This is a genomic window from Natrialba sp. SSL1 (assembly GCF_001861355.1).
Taxonomy (GTDB): Archaea; Halobacteriota; Halobacteria; order Halobacteriales; family Natrialbaceae; genus Natrialba.
Genome location: NZ_MASN01000060.1, coordinates 368,533 through 393,200, shown reverse-complemented (window position 1 = coordinate 393,200; position 24,668 = coordinate 368,533). Strand labels below are relative to the sequence as shown.

The following is a 24,668-nucleotide window of genomic DNA, read 5'->3' as shown; positions in this document are numbered from 1 at the left end:
CCGCAGTAGCGCGACCGATCTGCGAATAGTTCTGTCCGGCAGTATTACTTCGAGTCCGTATCGGCGACGGTCTCGCTCTCTGTCTCCGTTTCTGTCGGTGGTCCTGCCTCAGGAGTCGGGGCTGGAGACGGCGATGCACTCGCAGTCGGCTCTGGGATCGCACCTGCGTCCGGGCTTGCCACAACCTGCTCGATACGGGCTGCGCGCGTCCAGCCGAGTTCTGGGGCCGTGAGCACGTCGAGCAGACACTTGACGTTGAGCGCGTCGTGAAACTGCTTGTAGCCGACGACGAGCAGCGGCGCGTAGACGAGCAACCGCCAGTCCTCGCCCTCGATCTGGATGCCGAGCGCCGCGATCAGGAAGACGATGCTCGTGAAGAAAACGAACACCGCGAGCACGGTGAGCACGTGACCGGCAGCGATCAGCCAGGCGATGTACGCCAGCACGACGAAACTCGCAAGCGGCAGGAAGAACATCTCGACCAGCCGGAACGGGAGCGCGATCCGGTTCAAGTAGCCGTACGACGAGTCCGTCACGACCGACCAGTGCTTGATAATCGTCATGTAGTTGCCGCGGTACCAGCGCAGGCGCTGACGGTAGAGGTCGTGCCACGTCGCCGGCGCTTCGGTGTAGACCCGCGCATCACTCACAGAGACGCGGTAGCCGGCCCGAAGCACCTTCATCGTCACGTCGAAGTCCTCCGTGAGGGTATCCGGATCGTAGGCGAACACCTCCGAGAGCACCTCGCGGCGGTACGCACCCAGACAGCCGGGGACGACCATCACGATGCCGAAGTAATCGAGCGCGCGCCGGTAGATGTTCACACCGATGGTGTACTCGAGTTGCTGGCAGCGAGTGACGAGCGAGTCGCGGTTCCAGATGGTGACGTTGCTCGCGACGGCACCGATGTCCTCGTCGGCGGCGAACGGTGCGACGATGTGTTTCAGGGCGTCTGGGTCGACGATACTGTCGGCGTCGACGGTGACGATGATGTCGCCGGAGGCAAACAGGAGGCCGTAGTTTAGCGCGGAGTACTTGCCGCCGTTCGTCTTGCTGACGACCGAGACCCGCTCGCTCGCGGCGGCGAAGGCGCTCGCCTCGGCGAACGTGCCGTCGGTGCTACCGTCGTCGACCGCGACAATCTCGAGTGCGTCTGCGGGGTAGTCAGTATCGAGCAGTGACTGGATCGTTCGGCCGACGTAGCCTTCCTCGTTGTAAGCCGGAATGAGGACGGTGAGCTGTGGGTAGGGCGGTTTTGGGACGTACTTCGAGCGGCCGACCTGGTCGTGGAAGAACGCGATGAACGCGATGAACCAGTAGTAGACGAAAATCAACACGACGGCCCCGAGGTGGACGAGCGCAAGCAGTGATGGCCTGAGCCAGCCCAGCCAGATGATGAGTCCGATGTAGCAGGTGACGGCGACTGCCAACCCGCGCGTTCCGAAGACCGCTCTGAACCGTGTGGCGCGTTCGACCACGTAGTACGACCAGCCGAGATAGAGCAGTAACAGGACGACGAGGAGTGCGATGGCGTACAGCGTCTGTGGGGCCATCACGTCGATCAGGAGCCAGAACGGCACCAGTGCGGAGAGAAACAGCGCGACCGAGCGCCACTTGACCGACTGGATCCGTCGGACGGCGAACCGTGCGCGGTCGCGGCCGAGGGCGACCGGCGCGATCACGATGGGGTTCATCGGCCCACCCTCTGTGTTATGTTGGCAAGCGATTGTTCAGCATCTCCGTCCTCGGTACCGCGGTCCGCAGCGGCCGCCTCGGCTTGCTCCGCCGCAATCGCGACGTGAGCGGGCTCGAGGACGCGCCAGCCGTCGTCCGTCTGCTCGACCGTCCCCGTCTCGAGTCCGAGTGCGAACTGCTCGATGGTCAGAAAGCCCGCGTCCTCGTCTTTCGTGTGCTGGACGAGTAACTCGAGTTGCTCGACGCGCTCGTCGGTCGTGAAGTACTGGTAGTGGAACATCACGACGTGGACGTCGTTCGCCGCGTGGGCCTCGTCGAACGAGTCGGTGAGTGTTTCGAGGTCCTCGAACGGGACGACTATTTCGTCGGATTCGTTGTTATCAGCCGACTCCTCCGCCTCGAGCACCCGTTCCTCGTAGGCTGTCCAGTTCTCGAACGGCTGGGTTTCGGGGATGTGGACGAGGTCACCGTCTTCGAAGACAGTCTCGTTCCCATCGAAATGCGCATCAGTAAACCACGAGCCACCCGAAACGGTGGTGTAGTTCGCGTCCTCGAGAACCGACACCGTCGTCTCGTCGTAGGTATTCATCGGCGGGATGAACGTCGAGGACGGCGAGTGAACACACTCATCGAGCAGTTCCTCGCCGGCTTCGAGCCGCTCGCGTTGCTCGTCAGCCGGGAGGTCGCCGAACTCGCTCGCACCGTAGAACTCCGTCACCGGCTCGTGGGTGTAGCCGTGCAGTGCCATCTCGAACTGGCCGGGGTAGTCGGTCTCGAGCGACTGCAGGTACGTACAGAGGTCGGGGTCGTCGGTCAACGGTGCCTCGCCGTTCGTATCGGGGATGATTCCCAACGTCACCGGCACCTCCTCGTCGATGAACACCTGATTCACGTCCCGGAGTTCGTCCTGATTGTACCAGGCCTGCACGTCGTCGTTTCTGAACAGCACGATGGAGTCGTACTCCTCCCACTCCGGTTCGCCCGCTGCAACCGTCGCCGGCTCGCTCTCGAGCATCGGCATCACCGATATCGCCCCCGTGATCCCGGCCAGGAGCACCATCACGACGAGCGCCGAACTCAGCAGTTGCCGAGCCAGCCGCGACTCGGGGACGTAGCGCGCCGGTAGCCAGTTCAGGTTGTCCGCTCGCGACGGGAGCGTCGGAAACGTCACCGTCGGGAGCGGCGGCGCGACATCCAGATTGAGGTCGAAATCGTCGGTTGCCAGCGAATCGCACTCGAGACACCGACCGACTGTCTGGAGCCGCGTGAGCTCGTCCGCCGACACCTGTCGGTTGCACTTCTCACAGCCGTCCGCAAAGTCGTCTTCCGGCGCGACGTGGCCGCAGTCGTGTTCGTCGATGTGCGCTGCAGTGAGCGTGCGCGACCGGCAGACAGGACAGGTGGACGGAAGTGAACTCATACCAGACGGAGAGAGCCGAGACAGGCAGTACTGTCAGCGACCTGGATGTAGCCTCGGCTGGTTACCTCGAGGTAACACCAGTTTTCCGTTCCGTACGGGCCCGCTATTTATCATCGGTGACGAGGACAGCAACCACTGATCGACAGCCTGGCCCGCAGAGATGGCCACAACCGATGGCCCACAGACGAACGCTCACCCACGACCGCGACCCACACTGACAACCTATGAGCACTCCCCCGACCCCAGCGGAGTCGACCGCACTGGCGATCCTCGGCACCAAGTGGAAGCCCCGGCTGATCGTCGCCCTCGCGACCAACGGTCGACTCGGGTTCGGCGATCTGAAGCGCGAACTCGCGGGCATCTCGGGAAAGGTGCTGTCGGAGAATCTGGAGGAACTGCGCGACCACGGCGTCGTCTCGCGTGACGTCCTGCAGGAACAGCCCCGCCGCGTCGAGTACGAACTGACCGGTGCCGGGCGTGAACTGTACGGACTCCTCGAGGCGCTCGCAGAGTGGGACGCGACGTACGCAACCGAGCGCGGCGTGCCGACGGTCCTGCTCGCCGAAGACGATCCGCGGCTCCGGGAGCTGTACGCGCTGTGGTTGCAAACCGACTACGACGTGGTAACGGCCGCAGACGGCAAGGAGGCGCTCCGCTTGCTCGATGAGAGCATCGATGTGGCGGTGCTCGCGAGCGACCTGCCGACACTCGACGGCCCCGCAATCGCAGCCGCACTCGAGACGGCCGGCCAGCGAACACCAGTCGCGATCGTGACGTCAGGCGATGTCTCACCCGACGATGTGTCGATTCCGGCAGACGTGTTGGTCCGCGATCCGCTCTCGAAAACTACCCTCCGAGATGCCGTTGGGCGGTTGACGCGACTCAGAGCGGAGTCCTCGATTGGACGGGACATTCGTTCGCGTCGTCACCGACTGGCGTTCGTCGAGCGCCACCTCGGACCGACGGCACCGACGACGGAGGCCTACCAGCAGGTAGCGGGCGAACTGGCGACACTCGAGCAGGACCGAGCGGCGGCTGCCGAGGCGAGAGCGCCCTGGCGGCGGCTGCGATCGACAGCGGCACCGGAGTCTGCGGGTACGAGTCACGTAGAGCGCCGCGAGCAAGAGCACGGGTACGAGTACGAGTACGAACACGGGCAGGACCAGGACAACAACCACGACTCCGATCGGGACCAGAAACACAACCACGATCACACCCAGAACCGAACCCACGTGTCCGAAGAGTCGACTGACGACACCAGCACAGACAACGGCAGAGACGGTGATGAAAACGAATGACAGCACCGAGCGCACCAACAGACAGCCCGTCGATCCTCCTCGTCGAGGACGACGACCTGCAGGCGCGGCTGTATCAGACGATGCTCCAGCAACTCTCGAAACTGAAGGACGCACCGCTCGAGTCGGTCGCCGTCGAACACGTCGAAACGCTGGCGGAGGCTCGAAACGCGATCGACACACCCGACACACCCGGCACGCCCGGCACGCCCGAAACAGACGACACGACCGCAGCCGAGAAGACCAGCCGCCCGTTCGACCTCATCCTCCTCGATCTGAACCTCCCCGACTCGAGTCGCCTCGATACACTGACCTCGGTACTCGAGTACACGCACGAGATACCGGTCGTCGTTCTGACTGCAATGGACGACACCAAACTCGGCCAGCGGGCGGTCGAGCACGGCGCACAGGACTTTCTGATGAAAGAGCACGTAACACCGCGGCTGCTCGGACAGACCGTGAGCTACGCCATCGAGCGCCAGCGCCGGCGGGCCGAAATCGAACGCCAGCGCCGCGAGTTAGCGTTGCTCCACTGGCACGTCCGCCACGAGTATCGCGACGACGCCGCGGTAATCCTGGGCTGGGCGGCGGAGCTCTCGCCGAGCGATCCCGACACGAAGCGGACCGTCTCACGGATCATCGACGCGGGAGAGCACATCGTCGACCTCACGGACTCGATCAGCGCACTGGTGCAGGCGATCGAGACGCCGAACCCGGTACTCGAGTCCGTCGCACTGGAGCCGGTACTCGAGATTGCGATCGACCGGCTCGAAACGCGCTACGGCGACGTGACGTTCGAGTGCGATGTGACATCGGAAGCCGACGTTCGGGTGCACGCAGATCGGTTTCTCGGAATCGTTGTCAGAGCGGTGGTACATACGCTCGTCGAGCGCAGCAGTGTCTCACAGCAGCGAATCGTTCTGCGGCCGTTCCGAGCGGAGCAGGAGATGGAGGGGGGCGTCGAGTCGAGGTCGGGGCCTGAGACGGAGCCAGAGTCCGAACGAACAGCCACCGAAAGCGACCGACGCATCGCCAATACCGACGGACGGGGCGGGGACCGGATCAGCGCCGGGTTTGATCTCGTCGCCCCCGCACTCGAGAAGCCGGTGCTCGAAGCGACGGTCGATGAGCTACACGAGGGAAGCGACATCGAGTCGGTGCTCGTGCAGACGTTTCTCGACCGCTACGGCGGCGAGATAGGAGTCGTCAACCCGGCTGATGGCGACGGAGAGCCGGTCCTCCGCGTTGCATTGAACGCTGCTGCGTGAGTGGGGGGCGCAGTACATCGGCGTCCCAGCTCGAGAGCAGCGCTCGAAGCTTGAAGCATCTCGACCGCGTAGGATCGGTATGGCGGCGGCAGCGGACGACGAGATTCGTGTGCTCTGTGTCGACGACGATAGCGTTATTCTCGGACTCACGGAGACCGTACTCGAGCGACTCGAGGACGACATCGTCGTCGAGACGGAAACGGATCCCGCGGCTGCACTGGAGCGATTTCGAACGCGAGAGTACGACTGTGTCGTCTGTGACTACGAGATGCCGGGGCTGTCGGGGCTCGACCTACACGATGCAATTCGTGAGGAAGACCCCACGATACCGGTTATTTTGTTTACCGGCGCTGGTTCGGAGGAGGTTGCAAGCGAGGCGATTCGGCGCGGCATCACCGATTATCTCCGGAAAGAACGCGGGATGGCACAGTACGACCTGCTCGCGTCACGAATTACAACCGCAGTCGAGCGCCATCGTACCTTCGAAGAACTCCAGCGCAAGAACGCCGCAATGGACGAAGCACCGGTCGGGATCGTACTAACCGACTCGAGTCTCCCCGATAATCCGATCGTCTACGCCAACGAGGAGTTTTACGACCTGACCGGCTATCCCGCCGCGGAGGTACTCGATCGAAACTGTCGGTTTCTGCAGGGAGAACGAACCGAGCAGGAGCCGGTCGATCGAATGCGAACGGCAATCGAGGCGCGAGAGCCGATAACAACGGAAGTTCGAAACTACCGTCTCGACGGGACGATGTTCTGGAACGAGGTGACGATCGCACCGATCGACGACAGCGAGACACCGTACTTCGTCGGCTTCCAGCACAACATAACGCTCCGGAAGCTCGCCGAGCAACGGCTGAGTCGGCAGAACGAGCGACTCAAGGAGTTTACGGGAACCGTCTCACACGACCTCCGCGGACCGCTTGCCGCCGCAACGGGCTATCTCGAACTGGCGCGGGCAGAAGCCGACGACGTCCCGTTTCTCGACGACGTTGCAGCCGCACACCGGCGAATGGAGACCCTTATCGACGACCTGCTGGTGCTCGCTCGAGCCGGGAACGTTATCGACGACAGCGAACCGATCTCGATCGTGGAAACCGTCGAGAACGCCTGGAATCCGCCGCCTCATCTGGCAGCGACGCTCGATATTCAGATACCGAACGACGTGCGGGTTCAGGCGGACCAGAATCGGCTCGTGCAACTGTTCGAGAACCTCCTCGGAAACAGCCTCGAGCACGGCGTTCACGAAGATGACGGAACAGAGACGGTGACGATCACAGTCGGGCGTCTCGAGGACGGGTTCTTCGTCGCGGACGACGGGCCCGGTATTCCGCCAGATAAGCGCGAGACCGTCTTCGAGTCCGGCTACACGACCAACCCAGACGGCACCGGACTCGGTCTTCGAATCGTCCAGGATATCGTCGACGCCCACGGCTGGAGTGTGACTGCAACCGAGAGCGACGACGGAGGAGTTCGCTTCGAGATTACGGACGTATACGGCGCTACTGACTGAAATGGGCCACAGCGGACAGCCGGCGTGGCGTCCGGCGCTGCCGACGTGCATCACTACTGACGTGCACCGCTACCGACGCGAGGTGCACCACCACTCACGACCGTGCATCAGTGCCGCCGTAGCAACCACCACTTCCGGCACGGTTCTCGTCCGAAAGGGTGCCTTTTTATGCCAACCGTCCGTAGCCCGATTCATATGTTTAAGGCCATCGTGAGCGCGGAAACGCTCACCAGCGCGCTCGACTCGATTAGCGTGCTGGTCGACGAGTGTAAGATCCACCTGGAGGAAGACGGACTCGAAATTCGAGCCGTCGACCCCGCAAACGTCGGGATGGTCGACCTCTCGCTCGACGCGGCCGCCTTCGAATCCTACGAGGCCGACGGCGGGCTGATCGGCGTCGACCTCTCCCGGCTCGAAGACATCGCGGGCATGGCCGAATCCGGCCAGCTCATCCAGTTCGAACTCGACGAAGAGACCCGCAAGCTCCACATCCAGATCGACGGACTCGAGTACACCCTCGCGCTCATCGATCCGGACAGCATCCGTCAGGAGCCAGACATTCCGGAACTCGACCTGCCGGCGGAGGTCGTCCTCGAAGGAAAGGACGTCAACCGCTCGGTGACGGCGGCGGACATGGTCTCCGACCACATCGCCCTGGGTGTCAACGAGGGCGAGGAGTCGTTCTACGTCGATGCGGAGGGCGACACCGACGACGTTCACCTCGAACTCACCGAAGAAGACCTGATCGACCTGCAGGCCGGTCCCGCCCACTCGCTGTTCAGTCTGGACTACCTGAAGGATATGAACAAGGCGATCCCCTCGAACACCGAGGTCACGCTGCACCTCGGCGAGGAGTTCCCGGTCAAGATCTACTTCGGCTTCGCGGAAGGGCAGGGCCAGGTGACCTACATGCTCGCACCGCGTATCCAGAGCGACTGAGTCCGGAGTTTTCGCGGGCGGTCTCGAAGAGAGGAGCGGGTGATCGCAGTTGACACTGTTTTTCTGCCGGACCAGCACCGATCACTGCTGTCTTCGTTCGGTGACCGTGATCTACCGTTGACAGTCCGCCAGACCTGACATAAAGGCTGCACAGAGACAGGACAGTCGTTACCTGTCCAGTACTGGTGGGAGGGATACAACCATGCCCTCCAGCGACGATACGTGCGACGGTGACCTCGAGGACCAGGAATCAGCGGATGAACCGGACCAGCGAACCCACTCGGGAGCGGAGACAGATGGCCAATCAGAACTACACTCAGACGCTGACTCGAACCCAAACTCAAACCCACTCGAGTACACCACCGGTTTCGACCCAACAACAGACAGCGTAAGCGAGCGCGTCGTTCTCACAATTGCTGCGCTCACGGACACCCGTCCGGCTGAACTGCCAGCACTGGCACACGTCATCGATCCGGACGCGCTGGATCGGGTGTTCGAACACGCGGCGGCGAAAGCGGATGCTGGCGAGCAGGAACTCTGGTTCACCTACGCTGGGTTCGATGTCGGACTGCACAGTGCCGGAACGGTCACGGTGCGGCGTGCAACTGGGGCCGATACTGACACTGACACCGATACCGACGAAACCGATACAGCAACCGCCTGAGACAACACTCACCCCAGCACAAGCACACCGTACAATCAGTACAAACGCAACCGTCGATCGAACAGATCCGAGCTACCTCGAGTCGGTAACTCGAGGCGTCCTTGTAGCGGCGAACGCATCTTCATCCTCCTGGGCCGCTACGAACGACAGGAGTGCGTCCGTTACTTCGTCCGCGCGCTCGACACCGAGCAGATGTGGCCCTCCTTCGATCACCTCGAGACGGGTATCTGGGATCGCCTCTTCTAGCAACCTGGCGTTCAGCCAGGGAACAACCTCGTCGTTCGTCCCGTGAACGATCAGCGTCGGCACATCGATCTTGTCCAACTCGGCGCTACTGTCGAACCCGAGGAACGCACCGAGTTGTGCCTCGAGTGCCGGCCGGCTCGCATCCTGTTCGAGTCGCCACTCGAGTACCTGGTCGATCAGATGCGGGTTCCGGTTGGTGAACGCGGGGGTAAAAACGGGACGCAGTTGCTCGCGGAGGCGTTCGCGCTCGCTCCCGCCGGCGGAGGCGGCGAGCAGCCGGCTGGGTATTTCGTCGGTGATTGGACCGGCGTCCGCCCCGCCGTGGGTCGTCCCGCAGAGCGTCAGCGAGGCTGCACGGTCGTGGTCGATGGCGTACTGCTGGGCGATCATTCCGCCGAGACCTGAGCCGACGAGGTGGACGCTGTGGACGCCGGCGTCGTCGAGGACGGCCTCCAGGTCGGCCGCCAGCCCAGACACCGAGTAGCCCGCTACGTTTTGGAGCAGTGGAGTTCGGAGTCGACCGGGGAGACGAGGAACGAGCGGCGGGAGGCCGGCGTCCGAACGGCCGGTGCCGCGCAGATCGGGCGCGATTACGGGGGCACCGAACTCGCGTGCGACGGCCTCGCGCTGCCAGCGCCACATCCACCGGCCGTATCCCAGATCCTGGAGGAAGACGACGGGTGTCGCGGTTCGTCGCTCGTCCATCGGTCGCTCGTCGAACTCGTAGTAGATCGACACGCCGTCCCGCGTCGCCCGTGGCATAGGCGAGACAACGGGTCGGATCCTCTTGAATTGGGGGCTCGTCTTCGGCCCGTGCGACGGCGGGACACGCCTGTGCGAAAGGCGGAAAACGCGATCAGACAGCGCGGTCAGACAGAGCCGTAATCATTAGTTACCGACACCGTCGCGAGCCAGCGACAATCAGTGGACTTAATCCATCAGAGTAGCTTCCCATTACCGATGCAGCGACTGCACGCTCGGTACCCGTTTCTCGAAGCCGCCCGCGAGACCGTGGCGACGGAGACGGTCGATCTGGCTACCGTCGTCGAGCAGGAGCGAGCAGTCGTCGAGCGCGCGCGACAACGAGTGATTACCGCGCTCGAAGACGGCGAGATTGGCGAGCCCCACCGGGACCCCCGCACCGAACTGCTCTCCTATCCGGTCGCGCGCGTCCTCGTCTCGATGGTTGAGGAACGCGTCCTCGTGCGCCGGTACGCCCGCGCCGAGGCTGAGACCGCCCACGAACGATTCACCGCCGACCTCGAGAGTACAACCGAACTCAAGAGCGTCGAGTCGACGGGGCTTGAGCTCGCAGAACTCCTCGCGGAGTTCGACCTCGAGGAGACGGTCACTGCCGAGTCCGTGTCGGCGAGTGCGAGTACCGGGACCGGGGCCGGACCCGGTTCCGGATCCGGGACCAGCACCGGCACCAACACAGCCACAGCCGGCACAACCGGCACAACCACAGCAACCGACCCCGACAACGCTGACCGGTTCAGAATCGATGTCGGCACCTACATCCCGCTCGCCGCCGACCTCTGGGACGACAAGTGGGGACTCGTCAACCAACCCCTGACCGACGGCGAGGTCCCCGTCGAGAAAGACGACCTCCTGCTCCTCCTGCGCGAAGCCATCCGCGACCGAATCGAAGACGGCCTCCCCTTCGAGGTCCCCACCACGATCGGCGACCCACTCGAGGACGCCGCCGACGATGTCCGGGAGGTGCTCGCCAATCTCGACCTCACGCGCGAGATCGACACTGTCGTTCCTGAACTTTTCCCGCCGTGTATGAAGTCACTGCTGGACCAGGTCCAGAAGGGCGAGCACCTGCCCCATCACTCCCGGTTTGCCATCACGGCCTTCCTCTCGAGTATCGGCATGACGACGGACGAAATCGTCGACCTCTATCGGGTGAACTCCTCGTTCGGCGAGGAGATGACGCGCTACCAGACGGACCACATTCGGGGCGAGACCTCACCGACGGAGTACTCTCCCCCCTCGTGTGCGACGATGCAGTCGTACGGCGACTGTGTGAACAAGGACGACCTCTGTGAGCGGATTCCGCACCCGATGGCCTACTACGAGCAGCGTGTCGACGACGCTGACGACGACGAACTCGAGGACTGGCGGGAAGGGGATAGTGATGATGATGATGATGATAGCGACGATACGGAGAGCGACAGCAGCGGTGAGACCGACACCAGCAGCGACACTCCCGCCAACGAGCAGGAATAGAGAGACAGCCGGGAAGAAGGGCTACTTCTCCTCGTGTTCCGCTTCTAACTCGGCCGCCTGCTGTTGAATATCCTGCAACGCTTTCTCCTGCTCGCTGCGAGCTAAGCCGCCCGACTCGACGTGGCGACCCTCGTACTGCCAGGTGGGGATTGCATCCCAGACACTCGAGTTCGACTCGTCCGCCGGCACGTCTCCGTCCATATCGGGAGCGGGCGCGTCGCCCTCAGTGGCGTCTGTGTCCTGTGTCTGCGCTGCGGAGTGAGCGTCGTAATCGATGTGAGCGTCTCGATCGGTTGTTCTGGCCGCGCGTCGCCAGAGGAGGACGACGCCGAAGCCGGCGAGAATAGCGGTGAATCCGACCGCAGACCCCGGTGAGACGGTCCCTGCCGAGCGGACGAAGGCAGAGGTCCCGACCAGTACGAAGACGGCGAGGACGGCCAGTTGGCCGAGCAGCGATGGCTGTGGCGATGCTGTGGTCGTCTCAGCCGCGGTGTCGGAACTGGTCATACAAATACTTCAGCGCAGTGACTGAAAAGCGTGCCGGCGAAGGCAGACGAAATAGTGCACAGGAACGGGAGGAGAGACAGCGAGGCGACGGCAAATAGTAGCGGAGCGCGTCGTGACAGTCAGACCGCGTCCGGCGTGTCCGTCTCGACGTTGTCGTCGTCGCTTTCGAGTCCGTCTTCGGGGTCGTTCAGGACGAACGCCAGGGCGATGCCGACGATAGTCAGAAGGAAGACGAAGCCGATGATCGCCCCGACGAGCAGCTGTGCGCCGTCAGGGGTGAGAATTCCGTCGTCGCCACCGTAGTTCGTGCCGATGCTGGCCATGACGCCGAGCATCAGGAGAACGGAGGAGACGGCGACGACCAGTTCGATGAGTCGCTCACGCTCGAGCATTATAGCGAACGTTTCGCCGGACGCGTCAAAAGCGCTTCGAAGGGGTCGGATGGACCAAGCGAACGAAAGGGCGGAAACGATGAGAGGACAGGAAGAGGGCGAGGCAGGGACCTCAGGCCATGGTTAGTTCCTGTTCGAGTTCGCGGAGTTGCTCGACGCGCCGTTCCGTCGAAGGGTGGGTACTGAACAGCCGACCGACGACACCAGACTTCAGCGGGATGATGAAGAAGGCGTTCATCTCGGCCTCCTCGCGCATGTCTTTGTCCGGAACCTTGTCGACCTCGCCCGAAATCTTCAGGAGCGCAGAGGCGAGCGCCGAGGGGTTGCCGGTGATCGCTGCGGCCCCGCGGTCGGCCGCGAACTCGCGGTAGCGCGAGAGCGCGCGAATGAGGACGTAGCTGATGATCCAGACCACGAGCGAGACGAGGATCGCGACGAGGATTCCGGCACCGCCTTTCCCGCCGCCACCGCCGCGGCTGTGACCGCCGCCGAAGAACGCGCCCCAGCGGACGATCATGAAGGCGATCGTCGAGAGGAACGACGCGATGGTCATCACCATCATGTCGCGATTCTTGACGTGGGCGAGTTCGTGGGCGATGACGCCGTCGAGTTCCTCGCGGTCGAGCGTGTTCATCAGGCCACTCGTCACTGCGACAGCAGCGTTGCGCTGGTTGCGCCCCGTCGCGAACGCGTTCGGCACGTTTGAGTCGACGACGGCGACCGTTGGCTTCGGGAGGTCCGCCTGCTGTGAGAGCCGTTCGACCGAGGAGTGAAGCTGTGGGTACTCGTCGGCCGAGACCTCCTTTGCGCCCATGCTGCGAAGCGTGAGCGTGTCGCTGAAGAAGTACTGGACGAGCGAGAACCCACCAAACAGCACCACAATCATCAACGGTCCGCCACCAATGTACAGCGTGAGGACGCCGGCGAAGACGATGTACAGCGCAAACAGCAGGAACATCGTTACGAACATCCGGCCGCGAAGACCCCAATCCGGCTGCCAGTTCATACGCCGTTGTAAGTGCTCAGTGGAAATAAGTATCCTGACCCCACGGTCAACTGTCGTGTCGAGTCGAACCGTGCCTCTGTCGGAAACTGACCGGGCGTCCCCGCCGCTCGACCCCCTCCGTTTCGCATGGAAACCCCCCGACTGAGAGACCGTGATTTCACAGCCAGTTGATGTCTGACGCCCGTCAGACGGGATTTCGGCTCTCATCGAACCCCCTCGTTTCGTGTCGAGTTTTCAGTGCGTGAAACAGAGATCCGCGCAGCGACGTTGTCGTTCTACCCTGTGAAACCGTGCTACCATCCGGATAGCGAAGGGATCCAGCCGAACACGTCACGACCATGGTCGAACACGATCGGCGGCGCGTGCTGAAGCGAACTGGACTCGCAGCAGTCGGTGCGACACTCGCAGCGGCGAGCACGTCGAGTGTCAGTGCCGATAGCAGCAGCGACACGACAGGAGAGCCGGCGACAGATACTCACCCAACCGTCGGTGCTGGCACGGCTGGCACCGAGACAGCTGGCTGGCCGTCGATCGGCGGCACCCCCGGAAACAACCCGGTCGTCGAGCCGGCAACCGAACCCGAGCCGCCGGTACACGTCGCCTGGGAGTACGAACACGCCGGCCCGACGGCGATCGTCGACGACACCGTCTATCTCACCACCGGCGGCGAGGTCCACGCCCTCGACGCGGCCGACGGGGCACTCGAGTGGGCCACCCACAACATCGGTGCGAGCGGGACGCCCGCGGTGCGAGGCGACACCGTCCTGGTCGGCGGCGAGCGCCTGACGCTGATCGACGCTGCCGACGGCGAGATTTGCTGTCAGCACGACCTCGGTTACGACGAGGCGCTGGCCTCGCCCGTCGTCGCGGGCGACTACGCGTTCACGGTCGGTGACGGGACCCTGTTCGCGTTCGACATCGACGCGCGCGAGGTCGCCTGGGAGTTTACACCCACAGCCGACACTGACGAGCACGAACCGCTGTACGAACAGCCCGTCGCCGTCGGCGGCGGGGCCGTCGTCGCCGTCAGCGAGAGCGACGCGTTCGCACTCGAACTCGAGGACGGTGCCGAGCGCTGGCGGGTCGACGATCCCGTCGGCGACGACGAGCACAGCCGGTTCATGGAACCGAACCCGCGCCAGACGAGCTACCCGGTTGCAACGGACGAGGTCGTGGCGATCGGCAGCGCGGACACGGATGACGCGTCGATGTGGCCGCTTGGCTACACGACGCTGTACGACGTAGAGACCGGCGAGCGGCTGGTCACGAGCGAGCGCTCGACGTTCGATCCGGGGGCGATCACCGACGAGCGGTTCTACGGCCTCGACTCGCACAATGTCAGGGGCTACGACCGGGACAGCGGCGAGGAAAGCTGGGATCCAAGCGGTATCACGTATCGCGTCCCCTCGATAGCCGTCGGCGACGGAATCGTCTACGCAGGGCTGACACTCGACGGGGCTGGGTACGATCCGGACGAGGACGACGTTCCAGAGCACTACGACGGCGTGTACGCCTTCGACGCGGACACCGGCGAGATCGAGTGGTCGATCGGAACGGACGGCATTCCGCATATCGCACTCGCGAACGATACGGTCTACGCCAGTTCGGAAACGCTCGTCGCGATCCGTTCGGAGAACGACGACTGGAGCGAGGAGGAGACAGATGCGGCGGACGACGAGGGTGAGAGCGAATCCGACGATGCGACAGACGAGGCAGCGGGTGACGAGGAGAGCGAGGACAACTCCAGTGAGGAGAATGAGACGGACACCGGCAATGACGCGGACACGGACGCTGACACTGACAACGACAACGACACAAACACCGAAAACAACTCGACCGGATCGGCCGACGGAAACGGCGGAGCGAACGAAACCGCCGACGAACCCACCGAATCGGAAGCCGACTCGAACGACAACGACAACAACGACGACGGCACGCCCGGCTTCACTGCCGGCGCGGGCGTCCTCGGTGCCGGAGCGACACTCGAGTGGCTCCGTCGACAGGCCGACGGTGGAAGCGATGGGAGCGGCGCAACTGAGCCGAGCAAGTAACGGAACGGCTGTACCGCTACTCGCCCGATCGACGCGTTCCGAACCGGGTTCAGAGCGCGCCGTTTAACTCTTTCAGCCACCAATCGGGGATAATGAGTGAGTCTCGCGCGTTCTGTCCCCGATGTGGGGACCCCGTTCCCGAGCGATCGGCCGACGACGAGTCGGGCGACGCCGCCGACCCGCTGCGTCCCGGCAGCGAGGTCGACCTCTGTGATTCGTGTTACTTCGAGGATTTCGACTTCGTGGACGCGCCGAATCGAATCGACGTCCGCGTCTGCGCCCGCTGTGGTGCGGTCTATCGGGGCAACCGCTGGGTCGACGTCGGCGCACAGGACTACACGGACATTGCGATTGAGGAGGTGAGCGAGGCGCTCTCGGTCCACGTCGACGTCGAGGATGTCGCCTGGCAGGTCGAACCCGAGCAGGTCGACCAGAACACGATCCGGATGCACTGTTTCTTTACGGGTGTCGTCCGCGGCACGCCGGTCGAAGAACAGGTGACGGTGCCGGTCAAGATCGCCCGCCAGACCTGCCAGCGCTGTGGCCGCATCGCCGGCGACTACTACGCCAGCATCGTCCAGATCCGCGCGGAGGGACGCACGCCGACGAGCGAGGAGACCGACCGCGCCAAGGAAATCGCCCACGATATCGTCGCCGACATGGAAGCCACGGGCGACCGCAACGCCTTCGTCACCGAGGTCGGCGAGACCGACGACGGACTGAACATCAAGGTCTCGACCAACAAGATCGGCAAGAAGATCTCGAACAAGATGGTCGAAGAGTTCGGCGGCACCGTCAACGACGCCGAAACCCTCGTCACCGAGGACTCGGACGGCAACGAGGTCTACCGCGTCACCTTCGCCGTCCGCCTCCCGCCGTACACCCCCGGCGACGTGATCGACCTCGCGGACGACGCCGACGACGACGGGCCGGTTCTGGTCCGCAGCGCTCGCGGCAACCTGAAGGGAATCCGCGTGACGACCGGCGAACGCTACGAGGCGGGCTACGAGGAGGGGAACTCGCCCGACGCGCGCAAACTCGGCGAGCACGAGGACGCCGACGAGACAACTGTCGTCACCGTCGAGGACGAGAACGCCGTGCAAGTGCTCGACCCCGAGACGTACCAGGCGAAGACCGTCGCCCGACCGGACTACTTCGATCCGGACGCCGAGACGGTTCCCGTCCTGAAGAGTCGCGCGGGGCTGCACATTCTCCCCGACGAGTCTGCATCCGGATCCGCGGAGGAGTAACCCATGTCGGACGAGCCGACGGACGGAGACGACGCGGAACAGACAGACAGCAGGGAAGAGACAGCCACTGCAGAGCGCGTAACAGACATCCTCCAGCAAGCGAGCGCGGACGGCCCGCTCGCAGTCATCGTCGAAAAGCCACGCGCCGAAACCGCGATCGAATCGCTCCGAACCGAAGGCGTCTACGACGACTCGCGACACGTACAGGAAGACAGTCCAGAACGAGTGGCATTGCCCGTCACCGCACCGCCTACAGACACCGATGTCCTCGACATCGTCCGCCAACTCGATCCCGAGTACCGCAACCGCGATCTGGCGGCCCTCCTCGCGGACCGCGGCTGGAGCGACGACGCACTCGAGTCCACCCCGAACTCGTGGGCGGTCGTCGGCTCAGTGATCCTGGTGACGCTGCCGGCGGACTTCCCCGCAGACCGGGAGCGCGAACTAGGCGAGGCGCTACTCGAGTTGCACGGCGAAGCGGAGAGCGTGCTCGCGGACGAGGGAATCGCGAACGAGGGGGAGGCGGGTCGCATGCGCGAGCCACAGACGAGACTGCTCGCCGGCGAGCGCGATACGGAGACGGTCCACACTGAACACGGGACGCGATACGGACTCGATCCGACGAAGGTGATGTTCTCGCCGGGGAATCAGGCCGAACGCGTCCGGATGGGCGACGTGTGCGAACCGGACGAGCGCGTCTTCGACATGTTCGCGGGTATCGGTTACTTCACGCTGCCGATGGCCCGCGCCGGTGCGCAGGTGACGGCGACGGAAATCAACCCGACCGCGTTCCGGTACCTACTCGAGAACGCGATGCTGAACGACGTGGGTGACCGGGTAGATGCCTACATGAGCGACTGTCGAGACCTGACGAGCGAGGTGGCGGCAGATCGGATCGTGATGGGGTACTACGGGAGCGGCAGCGAGAGCGAAAGTGGAACCGAGAACGGACCCAAACCCGACGGTGACGACGAGCGAGCGACAGAGACAGCACAGCCAGAGACGCGCGATGAAGCGGCCCACACCTTCCTCGCGGACGCTCTCGACGCGCTCGTCCCCGGCGGCGTGCTCCACTACCACGAGGCGACCCCGGAGTCGCGACTGTGGGAGAGACCAGTTCGGCGCGTCGAAACAACCGTCGACGATGTTGGTCGAACAGTCACTGACGTCGAACGTCGGCGCGTAAAGAGTCATAGTGCCGGCGTCGCTCACGTGGTTCTCGACGTGACGGTCGAATAGCGCTACGTTTTCGCAGATTCCGTGGCAGCCATCAACTCCTTCGAAAGTGGCGTCCACGGAGAGACGCAGTACACCAGACAGTAATATAATTGATTTGCGCACCCGAATTGACGAAGTTATTGATATACCTTTTGGCCGATTTCTGGCGCGAATAATGCTTGGTGTTGTTTAACAATACATTCACTCGATAGAGAATGTGATGCGAATTGACTGGTAGTGCCACACACTGAGACATGAGTAGACGTACATCGAAGTCAAGACTCGTACGGAGTATGGCAGTGGTATTTACCCTCATAATGATCGCGTCGCTTCCGGCAATGGCCGGTGCGACGAATCTCAACGCTGGGATGGCGGACGAGGGGGATATCGACGTTTCGGATGTCGGTGAGCATGTATCTGATGCAATCGACGATAACCTATCCGAAGCGGATGGAACAACAGAGATGATCGTACGATTCGGCTCGGCTGACACGTCGGCTGCGACGAGCTCAGCGGAGGCGGTCAATACGATGCAGACGCACGCCGAACAGTCGCAAGCTGAAGCAGTTAAGTGGGCAGAAACGACTGACGGCGTCGAGTTCAAGGAGAGCTTCTGGATTGCAAACGCAGTCCTTCTCGATGTTGACACCGACGACGTATCGCCTGTAGAGGTCATGCGACACACCGGTGCCGAAGAGCTCCACAAGAACTACGAAGTAGAACTTGTCGACGATCTCGGCACCGACGATGGTGCCGAAGACAAGGACCGAGAAGCCGACTCCGAGGGAGAGACGGCTGACAACAATACGTCAGACACGACGTACGGTCTCGATATGATCAACGCAACCGAGGTCTGGGACGAACACGGTACCCAGGGCGAAGGTGCGAGCGTCGCGATCCTCGACACGGGTGTCGACGACGAGCACCCTGACCTCGAGATCGACGACGACAACTGGCAGGAGTTCGATAGCACTGGCGAACCGATCGACACCGACCCGAACGACGGGAGCGGACACGGGACGCACGTGAGTGGCACCGTTGTTGGACCGGAAGATCCAGACGGTGACGTGCCAGCCTACGGTGTTGCACCTGGCGCTGAACTCTACCATGGCAAGGTTCTGGCGGACGACGGCGGCGGAACGTTCGCGCAGATCATTGGTGGTATGGAATGGGCAGTCGACGACACCGACGCTGATATCGTCTCGATGAGCCTCGGCGGTGACGGCTACGACAGCGAGATGATCGAGCCGTCCGAGAACGCACGCGATGCAGGAGTAGTGCTCGTCACCTCCGCCGGTAACTCCGGCGACGGTGTAAGCGGCACGCCTGGCAACGTGTATCCGAACTTTGCGAGTGGAATGGTTGACGAGAGCCACGACGTCCACGCTCTCTCTAGCGGCGAAGAGATCACGACGTCGGCGGCCTACCCGGACGCACCTGAGTACTGGCCAGACGAGTACACGGTGCCGAACGCGGCCGCACCCGGTGTCGATGTCCTGAGCGCTGTTCCCGTTGACCAGGGCGAATACGACGACAGCTACACCGGAACCTCGATGTCCGCACCGCACAAGGCCGGAACCTTCGCACTGATGGTCTCCGCTTCCGGTGGTGACGCTGACCGCGAACTCCTCACTGACGCCGTGGAGGAGACCGCCTGGAAGCCATCTGACTGGGACGAACCGGACAACGAGTACGACACCCGCTACGGGATGGGAATCATTGACGCTGCCGCCGCAACGGACATGGTCGCACTCGATAGCGGAATCGAGGGGACCGTAACGGACACGGACGGGACGCCAGTCGACGGCGCAACCGTTGATGTCGAAGACGGTGGGAGTACTGACACGGACGCAGACGGCTACTACAGCACGCTTGCCGCACCTGGCGAGCACACCGTCACTGCTGATGCGTTCGGCTTCGAGGCCGAAAGCACCGACGTGACGATTGAAGAAGAAGAAACCACGGAACAGGACTTCGAACTGGCTGACGCACTCGGCGTCGAACTGGCTGCCGACCAGCCAGACGGCGTCGAAGGCGGTGACGAAGTCGACGCGACGATCACGACCGCGAACGCCGACACGGTCACCGTCGACCTCGTCAGCGACTACGACGAGGAGTACGCAACGCTGTACGTCAACGGCGACGCCGCATCCTTCGGCGAACCCGTCGATGTCGACGGTGGAGTCTCGGAGGACGTGACGGTCACCGTCGAAACGACTGAAGACACCGCAGGCGAACTCGCACTCGAGCACACCGTCGCCGGCGTAGGCGACGAAGAAACGGTAAGCACCGGTCCAACGACCGTCTTCGATGAGTTCATCCCCGTTGCTGTCGTCGACGACGCCGGTGGGTTCGGTGACAGTGTCGCTGACACACTCGAGGACTCGCTCGATGAGATGTACGATCCCGTCGTGATGTCGTCTGAAGACGCGATGGATGACTACGACGTAATCGTTGTGCAGAACCTCGACAGTGCGAACGCTGGCGACTTCATCGATGCGACCGAGGGCGGCGACACCGGTGTTGTCTACCTCGATCAGTGGGGTTCCGACAGCAATGCGATCCCAGTTCACTCCGACGAGACGGGTGAACCGGAATCCACGGGCGAAGCTGACCTCGTTGCACCACCGATCGAATACGAGCTAACTGCCGACCACGAGGTCTTCGACGGCGTCGGTGAGGAAGGCGACATTGTCGATATTCACGCCGCCATCTACGGAGATCATACCTGGTTCGACGGGACCGAATTCGATTCGATCGCGGACACCGTCGCATTCGGCGTACCAGCCGGAGACGGCTTCGCCGTCGACGACGACAGTTCGACGATCCTCGCATCGAGCCTCGGCTACTCGACGTTCGTCACTGACGGCGACTACACCGAGAACGCCGATACAATTCTGGCGAACTCGGTCGAATACCTGTCTGACGACGCCGAAGACGGTGTCGACTTCCAGGTCGAAATCACGGACACGAACGAGCCAGTAACCGAAGGTGAAACGCTGACTGTCGACGCGATGGTGAGCAATGCTGGCGAAGAGGGTGACACGCAGACTGTCACGCTCGCTGACTTCGACGGCGACGTCGTCGACAGCACCAACGTCGGTCTCGGCGAGAGCGAAAGTTCGAACGTATCGCTGACGTGGGAAACCGAATCCAGCGACGCCGGCGACGGCAACGTTACCGTCGAGAGTGACGACGACGCCGACACTCACGAGGTAACAGTCGACGAACTACCGGACAACCAACTAACGTTCGGTGATGGCGACCACGTCGGTATTGTCGAAGAGACGATTGACATCGAGATCAACACGACGGAAGACGTTGCAGGCTACGAAACTGAAGTTCACTTCGATCCCGATGTCGTTCAGGTTGAAGGAATCGAGGGTGTCGACTTCGATGATCCCGTGACAAACATCGACAACGAGAACGGTACGGTTTCAATGGCACAGGCACAGGCCAGCGACGATGAAGCGCCGTCACTCGCCGAATTCGAGTTCGAAATCGTCGGTGAAGCGGACCAGAGCGGTAGTGAACTGGCATTCGATGAGGAGAACACCTTCCTCAACAACGAATACGGCGAAGTAGATGTCGTACCGATTGATGACACGATCCAAACTGGTTGGCTTGGCGACGTAAACGGTGACGGCGAGTTCAACACCATGGACGTGACGCTGACCCAGCAGTTCCTCATGGGAGAGGAACCGACCGATACATTCCACGAGGAATTCGCTGACATGAACCAGAACGGTGAAATTGGACCTGGTGATGTCACGATAATGCTGGAAGAACTCACAAGCTAACTAAAGAGTATAGAACGAACGACCACCACTAAACCGCTACATTGCGGTTTTTATTTGTACTCGGTTATTACACACCGACAATGGTATAAATAATTTCCATTCATACAAACAATACAATGACACAGACGAAATCAACGAAACTACTGCTCGTCCTCACAATGGTAGTCGTTCTGATGACCGCAGCCACGGCGCCGGCAATGGCTGCCAGTGTACACGCGACAGCCGATACTATCCAGGAAGCCGATGAGGGCGAACTGATAGCGACTAACGCAGACAATACGATGACGCTCGAACTCATCGAGGAAGACGATGAGTCCGTCACCGTCGGAATCGCCTCACTCGCCGAGGACACCGCCGGCTTCTATGCCAACCTGAGCTACGACGGATCGGACGTAGTGATTACTGACAACGATATCGAGTTCGAGGATCTCGACGGAATCGGGAACGTCGGAATGCCAGAGGAGGGACACGTAGCGATGACAGAGTCGGTTACCGGAGATAATAGCCTTGACAAGCCTAAACTCGCGATGGTGACGTTTACCGTTGAGGATGGTCTTCAAGAACTCGAGTTCGTTGACGACTCACACGTAACCGGTAGTGATGCAGAACGAATAGAGGGCGAGGACGACATTGATATAACCGAGATGTCAGAGGGGGATGACGGTGAGTCTGCTGGTGAAAACGGAACCGACACTAGCGCCGACAACGAGGAGGGAAGCACTGATGACGGCAACGGCGAGGAGAACGGACTACCGGGCTTCACGGCGCTCGCTGCACTCGGCGCACTGGTAATCGTACTTATAGCCCTTGGATCGATAACGAGGCAAGAATAACACCGCTCGCGCAGATCAACTACCATCAACCGCCGTCGCCAGCGCGGGCGTGACATTCATACCATCGGAGTGAATCGAGAGATGTATGGACAAAAATCAGTTCATCGCGCTCGGCTTCGCGTTCCTCATGGTCACGTCGATGATCGCGTGGGGCGCACTCGCCGCGTTCTGAGGCCGAATCACCTCAGCCTATACGACTCGATTTTGCGATGAGACTCCGCGCGTCGGTCGTCGGTCGTCAGTCAATCTCGTTAGCCGTCGGTATCCCAAACATCTGCGAGCGGACTCGACGACGAACCGTTCGACGACCCCGACTGTGAGCGCGAACGCGAGCGAGAACGAGAGCGAGAGCGCGTGTACGCAGTCCCCGAATCCGACCCCGTCGAAGACTGACCCGCTGACTCGGATTTTGACCCACTCGTACTCGAGTCCCTGCCCGAGCCACCACTGCGACCAGAGCCGCGCCGGCCACCCGGTCCGGACGAATCACACGCCGCTTGCGGATCGAACGCCGGCAACTCGGGCGTCGACATGCGGTCGACCTGTGCTGCGAACCAGTCGGGCATGTCCGTCCGTGCGCGCTCGAAGAGGTCGAGGAGACTCGAGTCGGCGAGATACGTCGCGCCGTGGTCGTCGGGGGCGCGGATGACGCGGCCGCAGGCCTGGATAATGGTTCGCAGCGCGGTCCGGTAGTACCACGCCCACTGGCCCTCCTCGAGTCGGTGGGCGACGCGCGAGTCGCCGGTGTTGAGGTAGGGAGCCTTACAGAGCACCTGCCAGCGACAGAGGTCGCCCTTGAGGTCGAGTGCCTCCTCCATCTTCACGGAGATGAACACGTCGGGGTCGTCGCTGGCTTTCCACTCCTCTAAGTCGGCGTCGCGGCCGTCGCGGTCGTGAACGCGGATTCTCTCGCCGACGCCGAAGTCGCGCAGGAGGTCGGCGAGTCGCTCCTGAATGTTGTAGGAGTGGGCGTGAATCAGCCCCTTTTCGTCGGGATGGCGCTGCATGAGCCGGACGATGGTACGGGCGATGTCCGGCGTCGTCTCGTCGCGGTGTTCGTAGGTCATCTTCCCCTGGGTGACGTCGTACAGCGGCCGGTTCTCGACGGGGAAGGTGTGGCCAACGTCGACGAGCGCGACGTCGTCAGGATTGAGCCCGACCTGTCGGCAGAAGGCCGCCTTGTTGAGAATAGTCGCCGAGAGGAGCGCGAACTTGTTGCCTCGGTCCCAGACAGTGTGGGCGAGGTACTTCTCGGGATTCATCGGCTTGATGGTCAGGGGGCCGCCGAGTTCCTCGTCGGTCTCATCGTCCGTATTGGCTGCGTTCCGCTCGGACTGGTCGACCAGCCACGTCGTCGGACTCTGCGGGTCACGAAAGTCAGAGACGAACCAGTCGAGTTCGCCGATCAGTTCCTGAAGCCGGTCGCGTTCGCGGACCTCGCGGGGCGAGAGCGTCTCCTGTGCGAGCAGGTCGTCCTTGCGACGGGTACAGGTCTGTTCGAGGTTCTCGGCGTAGCGGACGGCCCGTTCGATGCTGTCGATTTGTGGCACGCGCAGGTCGTCCCAGAACGGGACGGTTCGCGGGCCAAGCTGGATCGTCGCGTACATCTCCGCCCACTCGGCGAGGCCGTGTGCCTCGTCGATGACGACGACGTCGCGCTTGCGAAAGACCTCGCTACCCGCGGTCTGCATGAAGTACGCGAGCGTCATCGCCGCGATCGATCGGTTCGAGGCGATTGCGCGGTCCGAAAAGTACGGACAGCGATGCTGGACCGAGCAGTCGTACCCCCGTTCGCGCACGCAGGGGGCCTGGTTGACCGGCGTATTGCGCTCCTGGGGGAGGATACAGGTGTAGTTCGACTTGCCGCGGATGACGTTCAAATCGGCGAGCAGATCGTCCGAGGCGACGTCGTCGAGCTGTGAGACCTGCGGGGTCGTGTAGTAGGCCCCGGCGGCCTCGCTCGGCTCTGCCTCCTCGATCGTCCGGGCACAGCCGGCGACGGATCGTGCGAGAAGGGACTTGCCGCTCCCGGTGGGCGCGCGCACGAGCACCACGTCGTTGCCGGCCGCGAAGGCGTCACGAATGTCGCGGAGGGCCTGCTCCTGGTTCCCGCGGTAGCTGGGCGCGGGAAAGGCGTCGAAGATCCGCTCGGGGTTCACCGTCTGAGTCACGGACCGGCCGACTCCTAAAGGCTACGGAGCGTTGCTCGCACTGAACTGTTCGGCTGTGGGGAACGAGACTGGACGGAATCGAAACCAACTGGCAGCAAATCGGAGCGGATGTGGAGCGCAAAAACGGCTGATAGGCACCGGTAGGTGGCAGTTACCCGCAGG

The 24,668-nt window shown here is 62.6% G+C and carries 18 protein-coding genes; 11 read left to right on the top strand and 7 right to left on the bottom strand.

The window, feature by feature from the left end:
• Nucleotides 1-44 precede the first annotated feature (44 nt).
• Together BBD46_RS20795 and BBD46_RS20790 are read right to left on the bottom strand one after the other, a co-directional pair.
• Nucleotides 45-1,694, bottom strand: a complete 1,650-nt coding sequence (locus BBD46_RS20795) for a glycosyltransferase family 2 protein (protein WP_071403558.1) — start codon at nt 1,692-1,694, stop codon at nt 45-47.
• Complete coding sequence (locus tag BBD46_RS20790) at nt 1,691-3,115, bottom strand: DUF2334 domain-containing protein (RefSeq protein WP_071403557.1); 1,425 nt, start codon at nt 3,113-3,115, stop codon at nt 1,691-1,693. Before BBD46_RS20790 ends, BBD46_RS20795 begins: the two co-directional genes overlap by 4 nt.
• Nucleotides 3,116-3,339: 224 nt before the next feature.
• Between BBD46_RS20790 and BBD46_RS20785 the strand changes: the two genes are divergently transcribed.
• From BBD46_RS20785 to BBD46_RS20765, 5 genes are all read left to right on the top strand, one after another.
• Nucleotides 3,340-4,413, top strand: a complete 1,074-nt coding sequence (locus tag BBD46_RS20785; RefSeq protein WP_071403556.1) for a winged helix-turn-helix transcriptional regulator — start codon at nt 3,340-3,342, stop codon at nt 4,411-4,413.
• The gene (locus tag BBD46_RS20780; protein WP_071403555.1) at nt 4,410-5,678 is read left to right on the top strand and encodes a response regulator; all 1,269 of its coding nucleotides are present in this window, start codon (nt 4,410-4,412) and stop codon (nt 5,676-5,678) included. The genes BBD46_RS20785 and BBD46_RS20780 overlap by 4 nt, the downstream gene beginning before the upstream one ends.
• Nucleotides 5,679-5,757: 79 nt before the next feature.
• Entirely contained in the window at nt 5,758-7,194 is a 1,437-nt protein-coding gene (locus BBD46_RS20775; protein ID WP_071403554.1) for a response regulator, read from the top strand.
• A gap of 195 nt (nt 7,195-7,389) precedes the next feature.
• On the top strand, nt 7,390-8,133 hold the full coding sequence (locus tag BBD46_RS20770) for a DNA polymerase sliding clamp (protein WP_071403553.1): 744 nt from the start codon (nt 7,390-7,392) through the stop codon (nt 8,131-8,133).
• Between the two features lie 202 nt (nt 8,134-8,335).
• Nucleotides 8,336-8,797, top strand: coding sequence for a HalOD1 output domain-containing protein (locus tag BBD46_RS20765; RefSeq protein WP_071403552.1), 462 nt, complete (start codon nt 8,336-8,338; stop codon nt 8,795-8,797).
• Nucleotides 8,798-8,869: 72 nt separating this feature from the next.
• On the opposite strand, the gene BBD46_RS20760 is transcribed toward BBD46_RS20765, so the two are convergent.
• On the bottom strand, nt 8,870-9,805 hold the full coding sequence (locus tag BBD46_RS20760; RefSeq protein WP_071403551.1) for an alpha/beta fold hydrolase: 936 nt from the start codon (nt 9,803-9,805) through the stop codon (nt 8,870-8,872).
• Between the two features lie 198 nt (nt 9,806-10,003).
• Here BBD46_RS20760 and priL point away from each other — a divergent pair, with 198 nt between their 5' ends.
• The gene (gene priL / locus BBD46_RS20755) at nt 10,004-11,278 is read left to right on the top strand and encodes a DNA primase regulatory subunit PriL (protein WP_071403550.1); all 1,275 of its coding nucleotides are present in this window, start codon (nt 10,004-10,006) and stop codon (nt 11,276-11,278) included.
• Nucleotides 11,279-11,299: 21 nt separating this feature from the next.
• Here priL and BBD46_RS20750 read toward each other — a convergent pair whose 3' ends face one another.
• The 3 genes from BBD46_RS20750 to htpX form a co-directional block, all read right to left on the bottom strand.
• Complete coding sequence (locus tag BBD46_RS20750) at nt 11,300-11,785, bottom strand: hypothetical protein (RefSeq protein ID WP_071403549.1); 486 nt, start codon at nt 11,783-11,785, stop codon at nt 11,300-11,302.
• Nucleotides 11,786-11,904: 119 nt separating this feature from the next.
• Nucleotides 11,905-12,177, bottom strand: coding sequence for a DUF7472 family protein (locus BBD46_RS20745; protein ID WP_071403548.1), 273 nt, complete (start codon nt 12,175-12,177; stop codon nt 11,905-11,907).
• A 112-nt stretch (nt 12,178-12,289) separates the two neighbouring features.
• The gene (gene htpX / locus BBD46_RS20740) at nt 12,290-13,183 is read right to left on the bottom strand and encodes a zinc metalloprotease HtpX (RefSeq protein ID WP_071403547.1); all 894 of its coding nucleotides are present in this window, start codon (nt 13,181-13,183) and stop codon (nt 12,290-12,292) included.
• A 338-nt stretch (nt 13,184-13,521) separates the two neighbouring features.
• Here htpX and BBD46_RS20735 point away from each other — a divergent pair, with 338 nt between their 5' ends.
• From BBD46_RS20735 to BBD46_RS20715, 5 genes are all read left to right on the top strand, one after another.
• A complete protein-coding gene (locus BBD46_RS20735; RefSeq protein ID WP_071403546.1) occupies nt 13,522-15,234 on the top strand; it encodes a PQQ-binding-like beta-propeller repeat protein in 1,713 nt (570 codons plus the stop codon).
• A gap of 92 nt (nt 15,235-15,326) precedes the next feature.
• Complete coding sequence (locus tag BBD46_RS20730; protein ID WP_071403545.1) at nt 15,327-16,484, top strand: 60S ribosomal export protein NMD3; 1,158 nt, start codon at nt 15,327-15,329, stop codon at nt 16,482-16,484.
• Between the two features lie 3 nt (nt 16,485-16,487).
• On the top strand, nt 16,488-17,723 hold the full coding sequence (locus tag BBD46_RS20725) for a class I SAM-dependent methyltransferase (protein ID WP_071403544.1): 1,236 nt from the start codon (nt 16,488-16,490) through the stop codon (nt 17,721-17,723).
• Nucleotides 17,724-17,995: 272 nt separating this feature from the next.
• The gene (locus BBD46_RS20720; RefSeq protein WP_084777838.1) at nt 17,996-21,502 is read left to right on the top strand and encodes a S8 family serine peptidase; all 3,507 of its coding nucleotides are present in this window, start codon (nt 17,996-17,998) and stop codon (nt 21,500-21,502) included.
• Between the two features lie 173 nt (nt 21,503-21,675).
• Nucleotides 21,676-22,335 (top strand): hypothetical protein, encoded by a 660-nt coding sequence (locus BBD46_RS20715; protein ID WP_253184616.1) that lies wholly within the window; start codon nt 21,676-21,678, stop codon nt 22,333-22,335.
• Between the two features lie 251 nt (nt 22,336-22,586).
• Here the strand turns inward: BBD46_RS20715 and BBD46_RS20710 are convergent, their stop codons facing one another.
• A complete protein-coding gene (locus BBD46_RS20710) occupies nt 22,587-24,494 on the bottom strand; it encodes a helicase C-terminal domain-containing protein (RefSeq protein ID WP_071403542.1) in 1,908 nt (635 codons plus the stop codon).
• Nucleotides 24,495-24,668: the final 174 nt, after the last annotated feature.

Excerpts from the sequence above, each read along its gene's own strand:
- BBD46_RS20795 (WP_071403558.1), bottom strand. The coding sequence starts at position 1,694 with ATGAACCCCATCGTGATCGCGCCGGTCGCCCTCGGCCGCGACCGCGCA.
- BBD46_RS20790 (WP_071403557.1), bottom strand. The coding sequence starts at position 3,115 with ATGAGTTCACTTCCGTCCACCTGTCCTGTCTGCCGGTCGCGCACGCTC.
- BBD46_RS20785 (WP_071403556.1), top strand. The coding sequence starts at position 3,340 with ATGAGCACTCCCCCGACCCCAGCGGAGTCGACCGCACTGGCGATCCTC.
- BBD46_RS20780 (WP_071403555.1), top strand. The coding sequence starts at position 4,410 with ATGACAGCACCGAGCGCACCAACAGACAGCCCGTCGATCCTCCTCGTC.
- BBD46_RS20775 (WP_071403554.1), top strand. The coding sequence starts at position 5,758 with ATGGCGGCGGCAGCGGACGACGAGATTCGTGTGCTCTGTGTCGACGAC.
- BBD46_RS20770 (WP_071403553.1), top strand. The coding sequence starts at position 7,390 with ATGTTTAAGGCCATCGTGAGCGCGGAAACGCTCACCAGCGCGCTCGAC.
- BBD46_RS20765 (WP_071403552.1), top strand. The coding sequence starts at position 8,336 with ATGCCCTCCAGCGACGATACGTGCGACGGTGACCTCGAGGACCAGGAA.
- BBD46_RS20760 (WP_071403551.1), bottom strand. The coding sequence starts at position 9,805 with ATGCCACGGGCGACGCGGGACGGCGTGTCGATCTACTACGAGTTCGAC.
- priL (WP_071403550.1), top strand. The coding sequence starts at position 10,004 with ATGCAGCGACTGCACGCTCGGTACCCGTTTCTCGAAGCCGCCCGCGAG.
- BBD46_RS20750 (WP_071403549.1), bottom strand. The coding sequence starts at position 11,785 with ATGACCAGTTCCGACACCGCGGCTGAGACGACCACAGCATCGCCACAG.
- BBD46_RS20745 (WP_071403548.1), bottom strand. The coding sequence starts at position 12,177 with ATGCTCGAGCGTGAGCGACTCATCGAACTGGTCGTCGCCGTCTCCTCC.
- htpX (WP_071403547.1), bottom strand. The coding sequence starts at position 13,183 with ATGAACTGGCAGCCGGATTGGGGTCTTCGCGGCCGGATGTTCGTAACG.
- BBD46_RS20735 (WP_071403546.1), top strand. The coding sequence starts at position 13,522 with ATGGTCGAACACGATCGGCGGCGCGTGCTGAAGCGAACTGGACTCGCA.
- BBD46_RS20730 (WP_071403545.1), top strand. The coding sequence starts at position 15,327 with ATGAGTGAGTCTCGCGCGTTCTGTCCCCGATGTGGGGACCCCGTTCCC.
- BBD46_RS20725 (WP_071403544.1), top strand. The coding sequence starts at position 16,488 with ATGTCGGACGAGCCGACGGACGGAGACGACGCGGAACAGACAGACAGC.
- BBD46_RS20720 (WP_084777838.1), top strand. The coding sequence starts at position 17,996 with ATGGCAGTGGTATTTACCCTCATAATGATCGCGTCGCTTCCGGCAATG.
- BBD46_RS20715 (WP_253184616.1), top strand. The coding sequence starts at position 21,676 with ATGACCGCAGCCACGGCGCCGGCAATGGCTGCCAGTGTACACGCGACA.